Source organism: Novosphingobium rhizovicinum, from assembly GCF_040813635.1.
Lineage (GTDB): Bacteria > Pseudomonadota > Alphaproteobacteria > Sphingomonadales > Sphingomonadaceae > Novosphingobium > Novosphingobium rhizovicinum.
In genome coordinates, this window is record NZ_JBFNXR010000054.1 from 48,080 (window position 1) to 67,230 (window position 19,151).

Genomic DNA, 19,151 nt, shown 5'->3' on the forward strand with positions numbered 1-19,151 from the left:
AGTACTCCTCCTTACGTGCTGAGCTTATCCAGAATTTTGGGAACGATCGCATCCGCAGTGAAACCAAAGCGCGCGAAAAGATCCTTGGCTGGGGCCGAAGCGCCGAACCGATCGATACCGACGTTCAGGCCGTTCGACATTGTGTAGCGTTCCCAGCCCCAGGTTACGCCTGCTTCGATCGAGACGCGCAGGATCTGCGATGGCTCCACGTCAGGCAGCAACTCGCGCTTATAAGCCTCATCTTGCTGCTCGAACAGTTCGAGGCAAGGAGCCGAGATCACGTCCGCCCCGATGCCTTGGGACTCAAGACGCTCGGCGACTTCGACAGCGACCTGCACTTCAGAGCCGGTGGCCATCAGGATCACCTTGCGCTCTGCTTTCGCCGACTTGAGGCGGTAGGCCCCGCGGGCGGACTGCATGTCGCCTTCCTTGCGCAGTTGCGGCAGGTTCTGGCGGGTTAGCGCAAGCACCGACGGAGTCTCGGGCGTCTGGAGTGCCAGCAACCAGCACTCCGCTGTCTCGATCAGATCCGCCGGACGGAACACGTTGAGGTTCGGGATCAGGCGCATCGACATGATATGCTCGATCGGCTGGTGCGTCGGACCGTCTTCGCCAAGGCCGATGGAGTCGTGCGTAAGGACGTAGATTGCCCTCGTCTGCTGCAGCGCGGACATGCGGATCGCATTGCGGCAATAGTCCGAGAAGATCAGGAATGTGCCACCATAAGGGATTACGCCCCCGTGGAGAGCCATGCCGTTCATCGCTGCAGCCATGCCGAACTCGCGAATGCCGTAATAGATGTAGCGGCCCGCGTAGTCCTCAGAAGTGAGCGGCGCCTGGTTCTTCGCCTTGGTGTTGTTGGATCCGGTGAGATCGGCCGAGCCGCCGATCATCTCTGGGATGAGCGGGACCAGTACGTTAAGTGCGTTCTCTGATGCCTTGCGGGTAGCGACGCTGGCATCACCATCAAGCCAGCCGTTGAACGCAGCCATCGCTTCGTCAATGCCCTTGATCTCGCCTGCCATGCGGCGCTGGAACTCTTCAGCCTGCGGATCGGCCGCAACGCGCCCTTCCCACTCCTGCCGCGCCTTAACACCGCGCAGCCCAGCATCGCGCCAGTCAGCCAGCACGTCACCGGGAATGACGAAGGGTTCGTCGGGCCAGCCCAGAACTTCGCGGGCGGCAGCGATCTCGTCCGCGCCGAGCGGAGCGCCGTGCACATCGTGCCCGCCCTGCTTGTTGGGTGCACCCTTGCCGATGATCGTCCTGCAGGCGACCAGTGAAGGCTTGTCCGACATCGCCGCTGCGGCAAGCGCACGCTCGATATCGGCGAAGTCGTGACCGTCACACTCGAACACGTCCCAGCCCGACGCACGATAGCGCGCAGGAATGTCCTCGCTGGTGGAGAGCGAGGTATCACCATCGATTGTGATGCGGTTATCGTCCCACAGCACCTTGAGACGGCTCAGCTTCAGCGTGCCGGCGAGGCCGATCGCTTCGTGATTGATGCCTTCCATGAGGCAACCGTCGCCTGCAATGACCCACGTCTTGTGGTCTACCAGATCGCTGCCGAAGGTCGCATTGAGATGCCGCTCGGCGATCGCCATGCCGACTGCCATCGCGAGCCCCTGACCGAGGGGCCCCGTGGTGCATTCGACGCCTGGAATCAGGAAGTTCTCAGGATGCCCCGCGCACACCGAGCCCATCTTGCGGAAGTTGCGAATGTCCTCGATCGTCGGGCTGTCATATCCAGACAGATAGAGGAGCGAATAGATCAACATGGAGCCGTGACCGGCAGACAGCACAAAGCGGTCGCGGTCGGCCCAGTCTGGGCACGAGGGATCGAAGCGCAGGAACTTGGAAAACAGAACGGTGGCTACATCGGCCATGCCCATCGGCATGCCGGGGTGTCCGCTGTTCGCGGCCTGCACCGCATCCATCGAGAGCGCACGGATGGCGTTCGCCATCGGCGCATAGCGGGCTGGGTCGGTGCTCATGAAACTACTCCGCAAGAACGGCTGCGAGGCGCCGATTCGACTTGGCGGCCTCTTCGCGGGTAGACACTGTTCCGTCAAGGTTAGCACGACCCCTTGCGTCTCGCCTCAACGCCGACCAGGATCTGCTCATTCACACTTTTATGGGCCCAGAGCTTGCACTTGCCGCAGCGCTCGCTAGCCCAGAGTTCATGGATGGAGAAACTATCACCGGTTCTCTCGATCGCATTGAGGCAGCACTCCAACGGATCGAGGCTGCTGCGCGGGAGACGGAAAATCAAGCGCGGGTGACGATCGAAAGCGATTCGGACCTTGAGCAAAGGCACGAAGATCTGCGGGCTGCTGTCACGAACGCGCTGGCTCGGCTCGACACGCTGCTGGCGGAGCAGGAGCAGTGAGCAATGTCCACCTCTCGATAGGCGGTCGCAGCTACACAGTGGCTTGTGCGGATGGCGAGGAAGAGCACGTCTCCTCCCTCGGGCAGATGATCGACACCAAAATCAGCGCCAACAGTGGCCTCAAACAACAAGGGGAACCGCGAATGCTCCTGTTCGCAGCGCTCATGCTGGCGGACGAACTGCATGAAGCGCGCAGCGAGCTAGAGATTGCGAGGGCCACCCCGGCGAAGCCAGGACCAGTGTCTGCGGAGATCGAGGACCGTGTCACTCGAATTGCCGAGAGAGTCGAAATCCTTGCGCGCCATCTTGAGCATTCGGCCTCGAACGCCTAACTCAGGCTTTGACGGGATCTGCCCGGCACGTGCCGTTCGAACATCCCTGAGGCTATAAGCAATCCAATGGGGGCTGTCCCTGGTCGGATCTTGGTCCGGCACACATGGCTCCCACCTGACGTCGAGGCGTCAGAGGATTTCTAGGAAACGACCCACGGTGGACCCGTCACCCCCGAATTCAGAGACAAACGCCAACCTCAAGGCGCGGCTGCGAAAGCACTATCGCGCGCTGCGGCGTGAGCACGTAGCGAGCTTGCCGGACAGGATGCGCGCGCTGCTTTTCCTACGGCCGCCGGCACCTCTCGTCAGTTTGATCCCGGAGGATGCCTGCGTGGCCTTGTACCACCCGCATCCGAACGAAGCTCCGACGCAGGCTTACGCACAGTGGCTTCATGAGCATGGCCGGAGGCTGGCCCTTCCCTATTTCGCGGACCGAAGTGCTCCGATGGCGTTTCGAGCCCTGCCCGACCCGCACGTGATGTCCGCGCTGGCACCCGGGCCGTTCGGCGTAAGCCAGCCGCCAGAGGACGCGACGGAAGTCACTCCACAAGTACTTCTGGTGCCCTTGCTCGCCTTCACTGCAGACGGCACCCGTTTGGGCCAGGGTGGCGGTCATTACGACCGCTGGCTCGCAGATCATCCTGATGCGCTTGCAATCGGTCTCGCCTGGGACTGCCAACTTGCCGAACACCTACCGGCTGAAGCGCATGACCGCCGTCTCTCGGCAGTGGTGACTCCTACCCGTATGTACGAAGGACAAGATTGATGCGCGAGCAGCCGACCTGGAGAATCCCCGTTGGGGTGCTCGGCATTGTACTTGGCCTCGCCCTCTATGGACTGGCGATCGCAGTCCTGGTGGCTCCTCTGATCGGAAGCTGGCCCGCGCTGGCCCAAGCGCCCATTTACCTGGTGCTTGGGATCATATGGATCCTTCCGCTGCGGCGTTACCTGATCTGGATGGAAACCGGCCGCTGGGGCTGAAGTAAGGGAGTACGACGGGAGAGGCCGAGGGCCCGCTCCAGTTTACCTGGAGCGCAGCCTCGGCGCATTGCCTCTTATGAAGGAAAATTCCCCAAGTGGCGCGAGTGACGGGGCTCGAACCCGCGACCTCCGGCGTGACAGGCCGGCGCTCTAACCAACTGAGCTACACCCGCGTTCTCGACGCTTTTGGGCGTGCACCCCTTGGGGAGCCGCGCAACTAGGCCAGGCTGGTTGGGCTGTCAACACCACAAAACAACACAGCGTGATTTTTCTTGCGATGCCCCTCTCGGAGCCTTCTTCCAAACAGCTCCCGTGGCATCTCAGGTGCGCGCAATGACCTCTCGCGCCTCCATGCGCAGCGGAAGGTATGGCCCGGAGACCCCGAGGCAGACACTCGCCGTGCTCATGTGCGGACATGACAGAACGCCCGCATGATCGACATGCGGGCGCTAAGCCAGTCGGACATTCGTTAGGGGACTATAGGCGCCAGCGGCGCCTATAGCGTCAGCCCGCAAGCAGCAGCGCTGGTGCCTCAATCAGACGCTTGAGAGCTTGAGCAAAGCTCGCTGCATCCCAGCCGTCGACCACGCGATGGTCGCAACTCATCGAGATGTTCATGAGCTTGCGCCGTTCGATGCGCTCGTGGCCATGCGCGTCAGCGACGAACATCGGGCGCTCGACGATGCGGTTAGGCCCGATGATCGCCACTTCCGGTCGGTTAATGACGGGAGTTGTCGCCACCCCGCCCATCGGCCCGAGCGAGGTGAGCGTGATTGTCGATCCGGAGAGCTCGCTCGACTTGGCTGTGCCTTCGCGTGCAGCTTGGGCCAAGCGCGCAATCTCAGTCGCGAGCTGCCAGAGGTTACGGTCCTGCGCGTCACGAATGACAGGCACCATCAGACCGGCAGGCGTCTGAGCAGCCATCCCCAGATGCACTGAACCGTACCGAGTCACCACGCCAGCTTCGTCGTCGTAGTGCGCGTTGAGCATTGGAAACTCGGGCAGCAGACGGCAGATCGCTGAAATCAGGAACGGGAGCATGGTGAGCTTAGGCCGATCTCCCCGGCCAGCATTCAGCTGCGCACGCGCCTCCTCAAGAGCGGTCACATCGTACTCCTCAACGTAAGAGAAGTGGGGGATGTTGCGCTTCGACGCCGCCATGTTCTCGGCAATCCGGCGGCGCAGGCCTATGACACGGACCTGCTCGTCCTCACCCCTGCGGCCAGCAGGTTGAAAGCCTCCGGAGGCGTTATAGGCCAGGAATGCGTCCAGGTCCGCATGCCGCACGCGTCCATCTTCGGCAGGGCGGACCTCTGCGAGATCTATGCCGAGGTCGCTTGCACGCTTCCGAACGGCTGGGCTCGCCAGCACCTTCGCTCCAGATGCAGGCCGGAGCTGCGGCGCCCTCGCCCCTTGCGCAACGGCAGGCGTTGCAGATGTCGACGGAGACTTTGATACCGCAGACGGCGAAGGCCGAGGCGCAGCTGCTTTGTCGAGCGGATCGCCCCTGGTGACGGGATCCGGGTCGGCAGCCAGTGCGCGGTCCGCATCGCCCGCATCGAGATTCTCCGCTTCAATCCGTGCCTGCACGACCTCAGCCTTAGGCGCGGGTGCCGAAGAGACAGCCTCCGACGCGGCAGCAGGTTCAGGAGCCTCTTCGGCTTCACCCTCGGTCTCTATCACCACCAGAGGCGATCCGATTGCGATCACATCGCCTTCAGCACCCGCAACCTCAAGCACTTTGCCGGAGACCGGGCTTTCCATCTCGACAGTGGCCTTGTCGGTCATCATGTCGGCAAGGCGGCCATCTTCCTCGACCATGTCGCCGACCTTCACGTGCCAGGCGACGATCTCGGCCTCGGCGATGCCTTCGCCGATGTCGGGCAGGCGGAATGTGTAACGGCCCATCGGATCAGTCCTTCAAGAGTCGATCGACCGCCTCGCCAATGCGAACGGGACCGGGGAAATAAGCCCACTCCAGGCTGTGCGGATAAGGCGTATCGAACCCGGTTACGCGTTCGACAGGGGCCTCAAGATGATAGAAGCACCGCTCCTGCACCAAGGCGGAGAGCTCTGCGCCAAAGCCGGACGTGCGGGTGGCCTCGTGCACCACCAGGCATTTCCCGGTTTTCTCCACCGACTTTTGCACAGTCTCTATATCCAGCGGAACAAGTGTACGCAGATCGATGATCTCGGCATCGACCCCCTTCTCGGCCAGCACTGCCTCGACCACGTGGATCATCGTGCCGTACGCCAGCACTGTCAGGGCTGAGCCCTCACGCACCACGCGCGCTTTGCCCAGAGGGATCGAGTAGTAGCCCTCAGGCACCTTTCCGCCGGGATGAGCCTTCCAGGTCTTCGAGGGGTTGTCGTAGTAGCCGTCAAACGGACCGTTGTAGATGCGTTTGGGCTCGAAGAAGATGACGGGATCATTGTCCTCGATCGCTGCGATAAGCAGGCCCTTGGCGTCGTGCGGCGTGGACGGAATCACGGTCTTGAGCCCGGCCACGTGCGTAAACAGCGCCTCAGGGCTCTGGCTATGGGTCTGGCCCCCGAAGATACCGCCGCCAAACGGAGACCTCACGGTCAGCGGCGCTGTGAACTCGCCCGCCGAACGGTAGCGCATCCGTGCCGCCTCGGAGATGAGCTGGTCCAGGCCGGGATAGATATAGTCGGCAAACTGGATTTCCGGGACTGGCCGCAACCCGTATGCGGCCATCCCAACGGCTGCACCCACGATCCCGCATTCGTTGATCGGCGTATCGAACACCCGCTGCTTGCCGTACTTCTTCTGAAGCCCTGCAGTCGCGCGGAAGACGCCACCGAAATAACCGACGTCCTCGCCCAGGATCACCACGTCAGGGTCGCGCGCCATCATGATATCCAGCGCATCGTTGATCGCATCGATCATGTTGAGCTGGCGTGTAGGTGCGTCGTGAAGGCTGACCGCCTCTTCCTCGATCATGCTTTCCACTCCGGAAACTTGGTCTGGCGTTCACGGATAGCCTGCTCGGCCTGCTCCTGCAGATGCCAAGGCAACTCCTCGAACACGTCCTCGAACATGGTGTGAAACGGGTGATGCATGCCGTGCCCGAGAATTCCGTTCTTCTCGGCTTGCTTTGTCGCAGCCTTCACTTCTTCCGCCACTTGCAGGTCCATCTCGGCGTGCTGCTCACTTGACCATTCCCCCAGCGCAATCAGATGCCGCATGAGCCGGTCAATGGGATCGCCAAGCGGCCACTCCTCGCGCTCCTGAACGGAACGATAGGCACTCGGATCGTCCGATGTGGAGTGACCTTCGGCACGATAGGTAAAGTGTTCAATGAGCGTCGGGCCGGCGTTGGCTCTCGCGCGGTCAGCGGCCCACAGCGCAGCAGCATAGACCGCCAGAGCATCGTTGCCGTCCACGCGGAGCCCGGCAATCCCGTAACCAGCCGCCCGTGCTGCAAACGTCGCCCGCTCAGCGCCAGCAAAGCCGGAGAAGCTGGAGATCGCCCACTGATTGTTGACGATGTTGAAAACGACAGGCGCATTGTAGACTGCGGCGAACGTCATCGCCGCGTGGAAGTCACCTTCTGCGCTCGATCCCTCGCCTACGAAGGCACTGGCGATGCGGGTGTCGCCTTTGATCGCACTCGCCATGGCCCAGCCAACAGCCTGCGGATACTGCGTCGCCAAGTTGCCCGAAATCGAAAAGAAGCCGTAGTCGCGCGCCGAATACATGACCGGCAACTGACGCCCCTTCAAGCGATCGGCCCGATTGGAGTAGATCTGGTTGACCATCTCCACCAGCGGGAAATCCCGCGAGATAAGAATGCCTTGCTGGCGATAGCTGGGGAACACCATGTCATCGCGGGCTAAGGCGTGAGCGGTAGCGATGGAGATCGCCTCCTCACCGGTGCACTTCATGTAGAAGCTTGTTTTGCCCTGCCGCTGGCCGCGATACATCCGATCGTCAAACGCGCGAGTGAGCGCCATGGAACGCAGCATCCGGCGCAACGTCTCCGGATCGAGCTTCGGGTCCCAGGCGCCGACTGCGCGATGATCATCATCGAGCACGCGGATCAGGTCGTCGCACAGACCACGCGTATCGCTTGCATCGCAGGTCTCATCCGGGCGCGCCTGCTCACCGGCCGGAGGAATGGGAAGGTGCGAATAATCCACGCGGTCGCCAGGACGGAAACGTGGTTCTGGCACGTGCAAGCTGAGTGGCGGCAAATTGCCTCGGTTTCGGGCCGGCCCTGCGCCGCTGTCAGCCATTCTCGCGTCTCCCGTGCGATGCCCCCTTAGTCGGCAGGCAGAACAATATTCCAATAAGACGTCATTTTATTTCACACTGCCGCAATGTCAATCAGACCGCTACTGGCGCCGGAATATGAGACTGAGGGGCATATTCGCTCACCATCAGGTCCTCGATCCGGTACTCGAAGATTGAGCCGGGGCGCCGCTCAAAAGCCAGCTTTGGCTCGCCCGCCGGCACGCGCATGAGTTGCTCTTCCACAAGCTGCGCATGATTGAGGTACAAATGGACATCGGCACCTGTCCAAACGACTTCGCCGGGTTCCAGGTTGCATTGCTGCGCCAGCATTCGTGTCAGCAAGGCGAGGGACCACATGTTGAAAGCGAATCCGAGGCCCAAATCACAGCTGCGCTGGTACAGCATGCCGGAAAGACGTCCGTCCGCGACGTGAAACTGATAAGTCTTGTGACATGGCGGCAGCGCCATCGCATCCAGTTCCGCCACGTTCCATCCCTCGATGATATGGCGGCGACTGCCGGGATTGCTTTTCAGGCTCTCAACCAACTGCGCAACCTGGTTGATGCCACGCCTTCTCAGCCGATAGAGTGTTTCGCCTGAAATTTCCGTCACCGGCTCATAAACAGGCCAATCCACCCATTGCTTGCCGTAGACAGGACCAAGATCGCCCCAGCGCTCCGCGAACTGCGCATCGGAGACGATCCGCTGCGAGAACTCCGCTCGCGTTAGCTCATCGCCGGTTGCGCGCCGATAACGGTCCAGCGGCCAGTCAGTCCAGATTTCTACGCCCTGTGCACACAGGGGGCGGATGTTCGTCTCTCCGGAAAGGAACCATAGCAGTTCCCGGCTTGCGGTTTTCCAGTATACGCGTTTGGTGGTCAGCAGCGGCATTGCGCCGCCAGAGAGATCGAACCGAATGAGCGCGCCGAACAGCGAGCGCGTGCCGACTCCTGTACGATCTGTCCGCTCGTCACCCCCCTCCCAGATGCGGCGCATGAGATCCAAGTATTGCCACTCCCAGTGATCGGACCGGCTGGACTGGGGTGGGGATAAGGTGTTTGCGGACATGGCTTCTGGTTAGCTCCCACTCCGCAAACTGCCAAGGCACGCACTCTCGTCAGTCGGCGGTAAGGAGAAAAACCAGGACGTAGTTATGTCCCCGCTTGCCCTTCTCCTATTCGCTCTCTATAGGCGCGCTCCTGCCTCGGGCCGATCACATCGGCTCCGATCGGTCGGGGAGTAGCTCAGCCTGGTAGAGCACTGTCTTCGGGAGGCAGGGGCCGGAGGTTCGAATCCTCTCTCCCCGACCATTTTACCGCACTAAGCAGCTGACAATGCATCGCTCTGCCGAGCGACCGTGATGGAGCGGGGACTGCTGGACAGCGTCCATTGCGGAGAGACTCTTGGGGGGCCGGTGAGGCAAACCGTTCGGGCTTCAGCGCCACTGACCGCGAAGCGGCAGTAGACCATCGCGGGCCAGCGGCACCGCTCAGGTTCAAGACTCACGTGACGTGATCCATCAAAATTCCTCACAGCATGATGCGAGTTCGGCCTGATCGGAGGGCGAACAATGAAGCGACGGGTGTCTACGGAGAGCAGGTGTCGCGATGCTGAAGTGCGCCGAGACCAGGATGAAAGCCAACGGGCGTGGCGCTTCGGGGTTACGATCTACAGCTGGAAGGCCATGTCTGGCGGGCTGGAGGTCCTCCGAGGCTTAGTGCCTGTGGGCAGTCGAAGGTGAGACCGCCAGACCAAGGCGCCCCTTGACGACGCGATATACGGTGACCGGAAAGCACGCGTTACGGTTCTGGCGGCCGGATGATGCCGGTTTTCCGGCGAAGCTCCAAGCTGGCTCAGCAGCGCCGCCGGTTCGGTTATCACCGGCTGCTTCTACGCGCGGTGGGAAGGCGCGACGATCGATCGCAAACCTGCTCCCGCGTGAGATAAGCTCAAAACTCATTGGGTGCTTATTTCCGGGGTTTCAACCATCCCACTGAGCAAATCTGTTGCGGCGGCTTGACTTTACCACTGACGGAGTGACAAAAGCGGGGCGCGAGAGGCGAATTCGAGGATTATCGTCCGGAGATTGCCACCTTTGAAACGATTAGAGTGTTAAACCGTCGGCCGGAAGTGAGGCTCCTTAGCTTCGTACCGCGCCTCCTCGTCTGGACCTCAGCTTCTGAAGCGAATGCTTGGGGCGTCGGAACCAAACGGTGAGCGGTTTTGCAGCTGCAAGAGAATGTGATCGGCCCATGAAAATACGTTGCGAAACGACCGACATTCCTTCGATCGATGAGATCGATGTTCCAGGCATACTGAGCAAGTACGCCTACGAGCGTGATCGGCGGATGCGGTCCGAAGCGCAGGAGCAGTACGTATCGCCGCAAGGAAGGTTTGCCGAGATCAGCGAAGCCGATCCGCATATGCCGCTGATCGAGCGGGAGCCGATCGCGGAGGATCTCGATGTCATGGTCCTCGGGGGTGGCTTCGGTGGTGTACTGATGGGCTACTACCTGCGCCAGGCCGGGCTTAGCAACTTCCGCGTGATCGACCATGCCGGAGACTTCGGCGGCTGCTGGTACTGGAACCGCTATCCCGGCGTGGAGTGCGATAACGTCTCGTACGTTTATCTGCCGCTGCTGGAAGAGATGGGCTTCATGCCTTCGAAGAAGTTTTCGCCGGGCTATGAAATTCGCGAGTACATCCAAAGTATTGCGCGTGAGGCAGGGCTTTACGACAAGGCCCTGATGCATACCAAGGTCACCGAGATGCGTTGGGACGAGGCCATCGCCCGCTGGCGCGTTTCGACCAACCGCGGTGATGAACTGCGACCGCGCTTTATCGCGTTATCGCATAGTCCGGCCAACAAACCGAAACTGCCCGACATTCCCGGTCTGGATGCATTCGGGGGAAAGATCTTCCACAGTTCCCGATGGGACTACGACTACACCGGGGGCAGCCAGCAAAACCCCGCACTCGACAAACTCAAGGACAAGCGCGTCGCCGTGCTTGGCACGGGAGCCTCCGCTGTCCAGATCGTCCCCTACCTGGGGGACTATGCCAAACACGTCTACGTCATCCAGCGCACCCCCTCGAGTGTCGACGCCAGGGACAACCGCGACACGGATCCGGAATGGGCCAAGTCGCTCAAACCGGGTTGGCACCAGGAAATGATGGTCAATTTTCAGCACGGCTTGTGGAACGGACTTGCCCGTGATGAGCCCGACCTGATCTGCGACATCTGGACCGAGATCAATCGCAACATCCGCCATGAAAGAGAACAGGTCGGCTGGTCGGAACTCAGTGTTGAGGAACTGCTGGTTCTGCGCGAGCAGCATGATCACCGCACCATGGAGCGCATGCGTCGGCGCGTTGACGAGATTGTCGAGGACAAGGACACTGCTGAGAAGTTGAAGCCCTACTATCGCTTTCTCTGCAAACGCCCCTGCTCAAACGACAATTACTATCCAGCCTTCAATAAACCGAATGTCGATCTGATCGACGTGTCGAATACCCGTGGCGTCGAAGGTCTTACCGCAAAGGGCTTCATTCACGAAAACAAAGAGTATGAGGTCGACTGCATCATCCTCGCCAGCGGCTATGAGCAGACCAGCTCACTTCGCAAACGCTGGTCGTTCGATGTTGCCGAGGGGCGCAATGGCAAGTCGCTTTTCGAGCACTGGGAAGACAACTACAAAACCCTGCATGGCATGAGCACGCACGGTTTTCCGAACAAGTTCTTCATCGGATTTGTTCAAGGAGGCGTGCACGCTTCTACAACGGAAACGTTCCGGCGTCAGGCCGAGCACATTGCCTACATCATTTCAACTGCGATGGAACGCGGGGTCAAGGTGATGGAGCTCAGCCAAGAGGCCGAGGATGCATGGGTCGCGCACCATCGTGCTACGGAACTGGATGTGGAAACCTTCGCACGTGCCTGCACGCCGGGATACTACAACAGCGAAGGCGGTGATGTATTCCGCTACTTCCTTGGCGACTCATACGGGCCGGGACCCTATGCATTCTGGGAGAAGCTGGCCGAGTGGCGAGCGGACGACCAGCTTGAAGGCTTCGACTGCAAGTGTTGAGGCGGCGGGCTGCCCAGACCATGCAGGTGGCCGCGCCCCCCCCCGGGCGCCCGGTAGCGGCCCGATGGTGCATCACACGACGTTGAGGGGTGAATAAACCTTCGCCTGATTAGGACATAATCGATAAAATTCTTTCGAGAGGTAACATGATGCTTAGCAATCTCCCTGCGAAATGGGACATGGAAGCTGATCTCGTCGCAATCGGTTCCGGGATCGGCGGGCTCTCGGCGGCGATCGCCGGACACGAGCAGGGACTGAGTACCCTTGTGCTCGAACGTTCGAACGAGGTCGGCGGCGTCACGGCTCTCTCGCAAGGGCAGGTCTGGATTCCGGGCAGCCGGCACGCCGCCGAAATCGGCGTTGAAGACAGCGTCGAGAGCGGGTTCCGTTACCTCCAACGCCTGGCGATGGGCTATGGCGACGACACTGCAATCCGTAACTTCACCACACATGCACCGGTGGCGCTGCACTGGTTCGAGGACACAATCGGCCTCAGGATGGTTCCGATCAGGGGCTGCCCGGATTACTACTACGGCCTCACCAACGACAGTGTCTCCGAGGGCAGATTGCTCGAAGTGGTGCCCTTCCCCGGTGCGACTCTTGGGGATTGGCAGGGGAAGACCCGGCTTTCGCCCCAAGTACCCTATGGCCTCACCACCCAGGACATCGCGGACAAGGGCGGCCTCGCCGCGATGTCGAAGTGGGATTTCGAGCTGATGGGCCAGCGCCTGATGAATGACGAACGTTGCGCGGGCTCGGGCCTCGCCGCCTATTTCGTCAAGGGTGCTCTTGACCGCGGCATCCCGCTTGAAACCGGCGTCAATGCGCAGGAGCTCATTGCCGACGGCGAACGCGTGGTCGGCGTGCGCTGCACGCGTGACGGGGCCGAACTGTTCGTCAAGGCGAACAAGGGCGTGGTAATCGCCGTCAGTTCCTATGAGCGCGAGCAAAAGCTGGAACGGAACCTCGGCAACCAACTCGATCCGGTATCGATGCTGTTCACTGCGATCGATGGCGCCAATATCCGCCTTGCGGGGCCTCTAGGGGCACGAATCTCGCGAGTTCCCGAGATCAGCATGGCGGGCTTCCATCAGCCCGGCGAGGAGACCGAGGAAGGCCAGCCTCTGTGGCGCAGCGTCATGCCGTTCATGGGGCTGCCGCACACAATCGTGGTCAACAGCAGCGGAAAACGGTTCGGCAATGAGGGCTTCTATCGCTCGTTCTTCTATCAGCTCGATGCCATCGACGGCACGACGCAGACCCATCCCAACTTCCCGTGCTGGGTGATCCTCGATAGCCAAGCCCGCGCCAAGTACGGCTTCGGCTCGCTCGCGCCGGGACAGGAATGGCCCGAAGACTTCGGTACGACGGCAGACACGATCGAGGAACTGGCACGCAAGACGGGTATCGACGCGGCCGGGCTGGCCGCTACGGTGGCAGACTTCAACGTGAATGCGGAAGCAGGCAAGGACCCCGCTTTCGGGCGCGGCGAGCAGCCGTGGGGTGCCTGGATGACCGGAGACAAGGATCACGAGCCCAATCCCAACCTGGGTCCACTGTCCAAGGGGCCATTCTTTGCTGTTCCCCTGCGGCGCATGGGCGCAACCGGCATTCCTGCAGCGGGCCTGCAGATCGATCACAACGCCAATGTCGTGGGATGGGACGAGAAGCCGATCCCTGGACTATATGCCGCCGGAAACTCGGCCGCACGGCTGGAGACTGGCGCGGTGATGCAAAGCGGCGTCTCGAACGCGCGTGGCATGACCTACGGCTGGCTGGCGGCGCTGCACGCAGCCGGCCGGCCCAGCAAATCCTTGGATAATGCACTGTGATCGAGACAGAACAGACCGTTACGGTAAACTGCAACATCAACAGCACCTGGACCTATGCCAAGGATTTCCAGCGCTGGGCCAGCATCATGCCGGGCTACCAGTCATGTGAGATGGAGGATGAGGATAACTCACTATGGGTGCTGAAGGTGGGCGTCGGAGCCATGGTCCGCACCGTCAAGGTGAAGGTCTGTGTCGTCGACTGGGCCGGGCCGGAACGGGTCGATTTCACCTACAAGCTCTTGGGCGATCCCGTGGAGGGTAACGGGTCCTATATAGCGACCCCCGCGGGCAGCGATCAGACCGCGATGACGCTCAAGGTCAGGATAGTCGGCAGCGGACCGCTCGCACCGATGTGGGAGGCGATGTGCGGCCCGGTGCTGCCCAAGTTCGCCCGCTCGTTCGCCGAACAGCTCAAGGGGCGCATCGAGGAGTTCAATGATGCCTCCGCAGCGACAACTCCAACACCCACGCCTTCCGCCAAGATCGGCCTGTTCGGACGTTTCACCGCCTGGCTGCGTCGGTGCTTCGGCCGCGCCTGAGTGCCCTCAGTTCATAGCGGAACTCATCAATCAAAGGTGTCCTGGGGATCTGTCGACATGAGTGAAGAACACAAGCGGATAGCCCTCAAGTTCCTCACCGCGATGAGCGAGGGGGATTCGAGCGCTCAGGCAGAGTGCCTTGCGGACGATGCGACCACGGTTACGCACGGCTTTGCGCAGGTTTCCGGCACTCGCAACCGGGACACGATGCTGGCGACGGTGGCTGCCTTCAACGAGATCGTGCCGACCGGCTTCCGGCCAACGTTCCACAAGGTGGTGGCGGAAGGCGACACGGTCTTCGTCGAGTGGGAAGGCAATGCCGTACTCAGCAACGGCACACCCTATTGCAACCAATACGTCTTCATATTCACGTTCGCCGACGGCAGGATCCGCCGGATCGACGAGTATTTCTGCACCGTCTTGGCCGACACGACGATCCTGCCGCTCTTAGCCGAAAAAAGCGCCGAAATGGCGCACGGGAACCCGACTGACGTTGCGCCGAATTAAAGATGCTGAAGCGCGCAATGGAGGGGAGCAGCCGGCTACCCGCTCGGCAGAGTTCGCGCGCAAGAGCCTGAGCGATCGGTCACCTTCCCGATCCCCTCGAATGACTTCGCGAGATAGGCCATGCGCACTCAGATTCATCGGAGAATTCGGGTGCCGCACGCTGCTCGAACCCAAGAAGAGATTGTTTTAGCTTTATCTCGAAGCCGGACATTCGTCCCCCGAGAATACCCGGCGAAAGGGAACTAGAAGCCAGTATCATGGCTTCGAACTATCATGCCCTCCCCTGCGCAGTTTCAAGGAAGCCCACAACGGCGCTACTATACGGGCCGTGATCTCGATCGCGCGCAGGCCATCGCGGACGTGCGCGCGCGCGCGCATCGCCGAATGCCGCGGTTCGTTCTCGAGTATCTTGAGAGTGGCGCAGGTGAGGAAGCGACGCTGCGGCGGGAGCTCGATGTGTGGCATGAGTGGTGCTTCGTTCCCCGCACACTGAGGGACGAATGCCATCGCAGCCTGTCGTGTTCGCTGCTCGGTCGCCCTGCTAGGATGCCTGTAGCGGTCGCACCCACCGGGCTGAACGGCATCTTCCAGCGCCACGGAGACACCGCTCTGGCGCAGGGCGCAGCCCGTGCCGGAGTGCCCTTCGTGCAAAGCACGATGTCCAACGATCCGGTGGAAGAGGTGGCGAAGGTGCCCGGCCTGCGCCACTGGTGGCAACTCTATGTCTTCGGACCGGACGAGATCTGGCAGGCGCTCACGGACCGGGCCGATGCTGCCGGCTGTGAAGCGATGATGCTCACCACCAACGCGCAACTGTTCGGACGGCGCGAATGGTATGCGCGCACCCGCGCGACAAAGACCCGGCCTACCCTGCCGACCATGTTGAACGCCGCGCGTCACCCGTCATGGGCGCTACGAACCTTCAACCACGGAATGCCTGGTTTTCCCAACGTCATCGACTTCGTACCGAAAGACCGGCGCGGCTTTTTCGAGAGTGCCTTCTGGATCCGGGAGCAGATGCCAAAGTCGCTGTCCTGGGAAACGGTGGCGAAAATTCGCGACCGCTGGAAGAAGCCGATGTTCCTCAAGGGGCTACTTCATCCTGACGATATCCTGCGTGCGCGCGATAGCGGCGTGGATGGCGTAGTGCTGGGCAGCCATGGCGGCCGTCAGGCTGACGGGTCCATTGCACCGTTGGACGTTCTGCCGCGAGCACGGGAGATCGTGGGCGACAGCGTGGCGCTTTACCTCTCAGGCGGAATCCGCCGTGGCGCGGATGTGCTGAAGGCGCTGGCGCTGGGCGCTGACGCAGTGTTGGCGGGCCGTGCGCCGCTTTATGGCTTGTGTGCCGGTGGCGCCGACGGCGTGGCCCGGTCGCTGGCGATCCTGCACGACGAGGCGCTGAACGAGCTGGGCCAGATCGGCGCGCCGGCGCTGGAAGCGCTCGGCCCTGAACTGCTGGCGCGCCGCGCCGACTTGCCGCTTGCGCCTCACCCAACCGGATAGGCCATCGTCGTCATGAGTGCGATTTCGGCCGCCCGCGAATCCAGCCGGGTATGCTGAACTACAACCGGAACATCGCTCTCGATTACACTTGCATAGTCGGTGTCGAAGGGGACGGGCTCGGGGTCCGTCAGGTCGTTGAAGCGCAAGTGCAGCGTGCGCCTGGGGCCGACCGTTGCTGTGTAAGGGCCTGCAGGATCACGATCGGCAAAGAACAGCGTCAGTTGCACATGGGCCTCAGAGTCGCCGGTGTTGAGGATACACGCGGCCTCGTGACTTCTCAGCGTCCGGTCGGCGCCGGCCATACTGCCGGCGGGAATATAGCCCTCGGGGATCACCCATCGTGTCGTACCAATTGCATCCATCTTTGTCTCCAGTGTGTTTTGAATGAAAATGGAACGCACATGGCGCCGACAAGTTACCCTTGGTGACACAGCATAAAATCCAGGAAAAATCCCAGGAGGCGCATATGACGCAGACTGTTGGAGACTTCGTTTGGCAGCGGCTGCGCGAATGGAATGTCTACCGCATCTTTGGTTACCCCGGCGACGGCATCAATGGACTGCTCGGAGCTCTTGACAGAGCGAAGGATCACTTCGAGTTCGTGCAGACCCGGCATGAGGAGATGGCTGCGTTCATGGCGTCTGCGCACGCCAAGTTCACAGGTGAACTCGGCGTCTGCCTCGCGACATCCGGACCGGGTGCCTCGCACCTGCTGACGGGCCTGTACGATGCGCGGATGGATCACATGCCGGTGCTGGCGATCGTCGGGCAGCAGGCGCGGACCGCCGTGGGCGCCCACTATCAGCAGGAACTCGACATGACGTCGATGTTCAAGGACGTGGCTGGCGCCTTCACCGGCTATGCCATGGCCCCCGCTCAGGTTCGCCATCTGGTCGACCGCGCAGTGCGCATAGCCTTGGGCCAACGGCGGGTAACGGCGCTCGTCTTCCCGAACGACCTTCAGGAGATGGAAATGGCGCAGCCCCCGCGTAAGCATGGGGCGGTGTTTTCCGGAGTCGGCTGGTCGCCGCCGCGCGTAATCCCCCAAGAGGCCGATCTCGCGCGTGCGGCTGAAGTGCTCAACGCCGGTAAGAAGGTGGCGATGCTTGTCGGCGCCGGCGCCGCCGGGTCGACCGATGAGGTCATTGCGGTGGCTGACCGCCTGGGCGCCGGATCGGCCAAGGCGCTGCTTGGCAAGGACGCGCTGCCAGACGACCTGCCTTGGGTAACAGGTTCGATCGGGCTGCTCGGCACCAAGCCGAGCTGGGAGTTGATGATGGGCTGCGACACGCTGCTCATGCTGGGTTCGGGCTTCCCCTACTCAGAGTTCCTTCCGAAGGAAGGGCAAGCGCGCGGCGTGCAGGTCGACATCGACCCGGGCATGCTCTCGATCCGCTACCCGATGGACGTAAACCTCAACGGCGATGTGAAGTCGACTTTGCAGGCTCTGCTGCCGATGCTTGAGCAGAAAACGGACACCGGCTGGCGGGACGACATAGCCGGCTGGAAACGCGACTGGGAAAAAACACTGCACGATCGGGCGATGGTCCCGGCTAATCCCGTCAACCCGCAGCGCGTATTCACCGAACTCAGCCCGCGACTGCCCAGTGACGTCATCCTGACGAGTGACAGCGGCAGCTGCGCCAACTGGTATGCGCGTGACCTAGTCATGAAGCGCGGCATGCGCGGCTCTCTCTCGGGCGGTCTCGCCTCGATGGGAGCGGGCGTGCCTTATGCGATCGCGGCCAAGTTCGCGCATCCCACGCGCCCCGTGATCGCCAGCGTGGGCGACGGTGCGATGCAGATGAACAATATGGCCGAGCTTATCACAGTGGCCAAGTATTGGGAGAAGTGGGCCGACCCGCGCTTCGTGGTGCTCGTGCTCAACAACGAGGATCTCAACCAGGTCACTTGGGAGCAAAGGGTCCAGGAAGGCAATCCCAAGTTCGAGGCAACCCAGACGCTGCCGAACGTGCCCTATCACCGCTTTGCCGAGATGATCGGTCTGATGGGCATCTATGTGGACGATCCCGAACATCTGGGCGCCGCATGGGATCAGGCACTTTCCGCCAACCGGCCGGTTGTCATCGAAGTGAAGACCGACCCGGAAGTGCCGCCGCTGCCGCCCCATATTACGTTGGAACAGGCCAAGGCGTTCACCCAGCTCTTCTTCAAGGGCGATCCAGAACAGGGATCGGTGCTGAAAGGGAGCGCCAAGCAACTGCTCGCGAACGTGTTCTCCAGCGACTGAGGTGATTTTCATGCGAGACGGCGATAACGCGACAGCGCGGCTGATCGCGGCCGGAGCCTCGGTTCTGGGCGCATCAGTGTTCGCCGATAGCCTGGTAGAGCATTATCGCGGATCGTTTCGCCATCCCGCCATGGTGCTGCCGATCATCGCTGCGACCGTCGCGATCGGAGCGAATGGTCGCAGCGCCGCCGTTGCCCTCCCGCGCGTGGCGCATGGCAAGAGAGCCTCGCCTGGAAGCAGGATAGCCCGGGGCCTTGCCGCCGTGCGTTCGGGCAGGAGCATGGCTGGCGCAGTGGGTAGGGTGGCGAGGGAACGCTCCGTCGGAGGCTCGCGCTTCTCGCTACACGCGGCAATCGGCGCAACCGGGGCAGCGGGACTTGGCTTTCACGCCTTTGACATCGGGCGCAGAACCGGACGCCTCAACTGGAACTCAATGTTCTATGCAGCCCCGATCGGCGCGCCAGC

Annotated in this window: 16 protein-coding genes and 2 tRNA genes; 11 read left to right on the forward strand and 7 right to left on the reverse strand. The window is 61.6% G+C overall.

Annotation, left to right across the window (positions count from 1 at the left end):
* Positions 1-11 precede the first annotated feature (11 nt).
* Positions 12-1,997: a transketolase gene (gene tkt / locus ABUH87_RS16765; RefSeq protein ID WP_367775260.1), complete on the reverse strand. Its 1,986-nt coding sequence runs from the start codon at positions 1,995-1,997 to the stop codon at positions 12-14.
* A gap of 188 nt (positions 1,998-2,185) precedes the next feature.
* On the opposite strand from tkt, the gene ABUH87_RS16770 reads away from it, so the two are divergent.
* The 4 genes from ABUH87_RS16770 (at position 2,186) to ABUH87_RS16785 (ending at position 3,705) form a co-directional block, all read left to right on the forward strand.
* Complete coding sequence (locus tag ABUH87_RS16770) at positions 2,186-2,392, forward strand: hypothetical protein (RefSeq protein WP_367775261.1); 207 nt, start codon at positions 2,186-2,188, stop codon at positions 2,390-2,392.
* Complete coding sequence (locus ABUH87_RS16775; RefSeq protein ID WP_367775262.1) at positions 2,389-2,724, forward strand: cell division protein ZapA; 336 nt, start codon at positions 2,389-2,391, stop codon at positions 2,722-2,724. Before ABUH87_RS16770 ends, ABUH87_RS16775 begins: the two co-directional genes overlap by 4 nt.
* A 157-nt stretch (positions 2,725-2,881) precedes the next feature.
* A complete protein-coding gene (locus ABUH87_RS16780) occupies positions 2,882-3,490 on the forward strand; it encodes a 5-formyltetrahydrofolate cyclo-ligase (protein ID WP_367775263.1) in 609 nt (202 codons plus the stop codon).
* Positions 3,490-3,705 carry a DUF2842 domain-containing protein gene (locus ABUH87_RS16785; RefSeq protein ID WP_367775264.1) on the forward strand — a complete coding sequence of 72 codons (216 nt, stop codon included), beginning with the start codon at positions 3,490-3,492 and terminating at the stop codon, positions 3,703-3,705. Before ABUH87_RS16780 ends, ABUH87_RS16785 begins: the two co-directional genes overlap by 1 nt.
* Before the next feature lie 96 nt (positions 3,706-3,801).
* Here the strand turns inward: ABUH87_RS16785 and ABUH87_RS16790 are convergent.
* The 5 genes from ABUH87_RS16790 to thyA all read right to left on the reverse strand — a co-directional run bounded on the left by ABUH87_RS16790 (position 3,802) and on the right by thyA (position 9,031).
* Positions 3,802-3,878: transfer RNA gene (locus tag ABUH87_RS16790), tRNA-Asp, on the reverse strand.
* A 331-nt stretch (positions 3,879-4,209) separates the two neighbouring features.
* Positions 4,210-5,613, reverse strand: coding sequence for a dihydrolipoamide acetyltransferase family protein (locus ABUH87_RS16795; protein WP_367775265.1), 1,404 nt, complete (start codon positions 5,611-5,613; stop codon positions 4,210-4,212).
* A gap of 4 nt (positions 5,614-5,617) precedes the next feature.
* Positions 5,618-6,670 (reverse strand): alpha-ketoacid dehydrogenase subunit beta, encoded by a 1,053-nt coding sequence (locus ABUH87_RS16800; protein WP_367775266.1) that lies wholly within the window; start codon positions 6,668-6,670, stop codon positions 5,618-5,620.
* Complete coding sequence (locus tag ABUH87_RS16805; RefSeq protein WP_367775267.1) at positions 6,667-7,965, reverse strand: 3-methyl-2-oxobutanoate dehydrogenase (2-methylpropanoyl-transferring) subunit alpha; 1,299 nt, start codon at positions 7,963-7,965, stop codon at positions 6,667-6,669. Before ABUH87_RS16805 ends, ABUH87_RS16800 begins: the two co-directional genes overlap by 4 nt.
* A gap of 91 nt (positions 7,966-8,056) precedes the next feature.
* Complete coding sequence (gene thyA, locus ABUH87_RS16810; RefSeq protein ID WP_367775268.1) at positions 8,057-9,031, reverse strand: thymidylate synthase; 975 nt, start codon at positions 9,029-9,031, stop codon at positions 8,057-8,059.
* 165 nt (positions 9,032-9,196) lie between these two features.
* Here thyA and ABUH87_RS16815 point away from each other — a divergent pair.
* The 6 genes from ABUH87_RS16815 (at position 9,197) to ABUH87_RS16840 (ending at position 16,435) form a co-directional block, all read left to right on the forward strand.
* Positions 9,197-9,273: transfer RNA gene (locus ABUH87_RS16815), tRNA-Pro, on the forward strand.
* A 903-nt stretch (positions 9,274-10,176) separates the two neighbouring features.
* On the forward strand, positions 10,177-12,051 hold the full coding sequence (locus ABUH87_RS16820) for a flavin-containing monooxygenase (RefSeq protein ID WP_367775269.1): 1,875 nt from the start codon (positions 10,177-10,179) through the stop codon (positions 12,049-12,051).
* Between the two features lie 146 nt (positions 12,052-12,197).
* Positions 12,198-13,883, forward strand: coding sequence for an FAD-binding protein (locus tag ABUH87_RS16825; protein ID WP_367775270.1), 1,686 nt, complete (start codon positions 12,198-12,200; stop codon positions 13,881-13,883).
* Positions 13,880-14,422, forward strand: a complete 543-nt coding sequence (locus ABUH87_RS16830) for an SRPBCC family protein (RefSeq protein WP_367775271.1) — start codon at positions 13,880-13,882, stop codon at positions 14,420-14,422. Before ABUH87_RS16825 ends, ABUH87_RS16830 begins: the two co-directional genes overlap by 4 nt.
* Before the next feature lie 57 nt (positions 14,423-14,479).
* Positions 14,480-14,929 (forward strand): nuclear transport factor 2 family protein, encoded by a 450-nt coding sequence (locus tag ABUH87_RS16835; RefSeq protein WP_367775272.1) that lies wholly within the window; start codon positions 14,480-14,482, stop codon positions 14,927-14,929.
* A 273-nt stretch (positions 14,930-15,202) separates the two neighbouring features.
* Positions 15,203-16,435 (forward strand): alpha-hydroxy acid oxidase, encoded by a 1,233-nt coding sequence (locus ABUH87_RS16840; RefSeq protein WP_367775273.1) that lies wholly within the window; start codon positions 15,203-15,205, stop codon positions 16,433-16,435.
* Here ABUH87_RS16840 and ABUH87_RS16845 read toward each other — a convergent pair.
* Positions 16,420-16,797 carry a sensory rhodopsin transducer gene (locus ABUH87_RS16845; RefSeq protein ID WP_367775274.1) on the reverse strand — a complete coding sequence of 126 codons (378 nt, stop codon included), beginning with the start codon at positions 16,795-16,797 and terminating at the stop codon, positions 16,420-16,422. The two genes, ABUH87_RS16840 and ABUH87_RS16845, sit on opposite strands and share 16 nt — an antisense overlap.
* A gap of 104 nt (positions 16,798-16,901) precedes the next feature.
* Here ABUH87_RS16845 and ABUH87_RS16850 point away from each other — a divergent pair, with 104 nt between their 5' ends.
* Complete coding sequence (locus ABUH87_RS16850; RefSeq protein ID WP_367775275.1) at positions 16,902-18,686, forward strand: thiamine pyrophosphate-requiring protein; 1,785 nt, start codon at positions 16,902-16,904, stop codon at positions 18,684-18,686.
* Positions 18,687-19,151 lie beyond the last annotated feature (465 nt).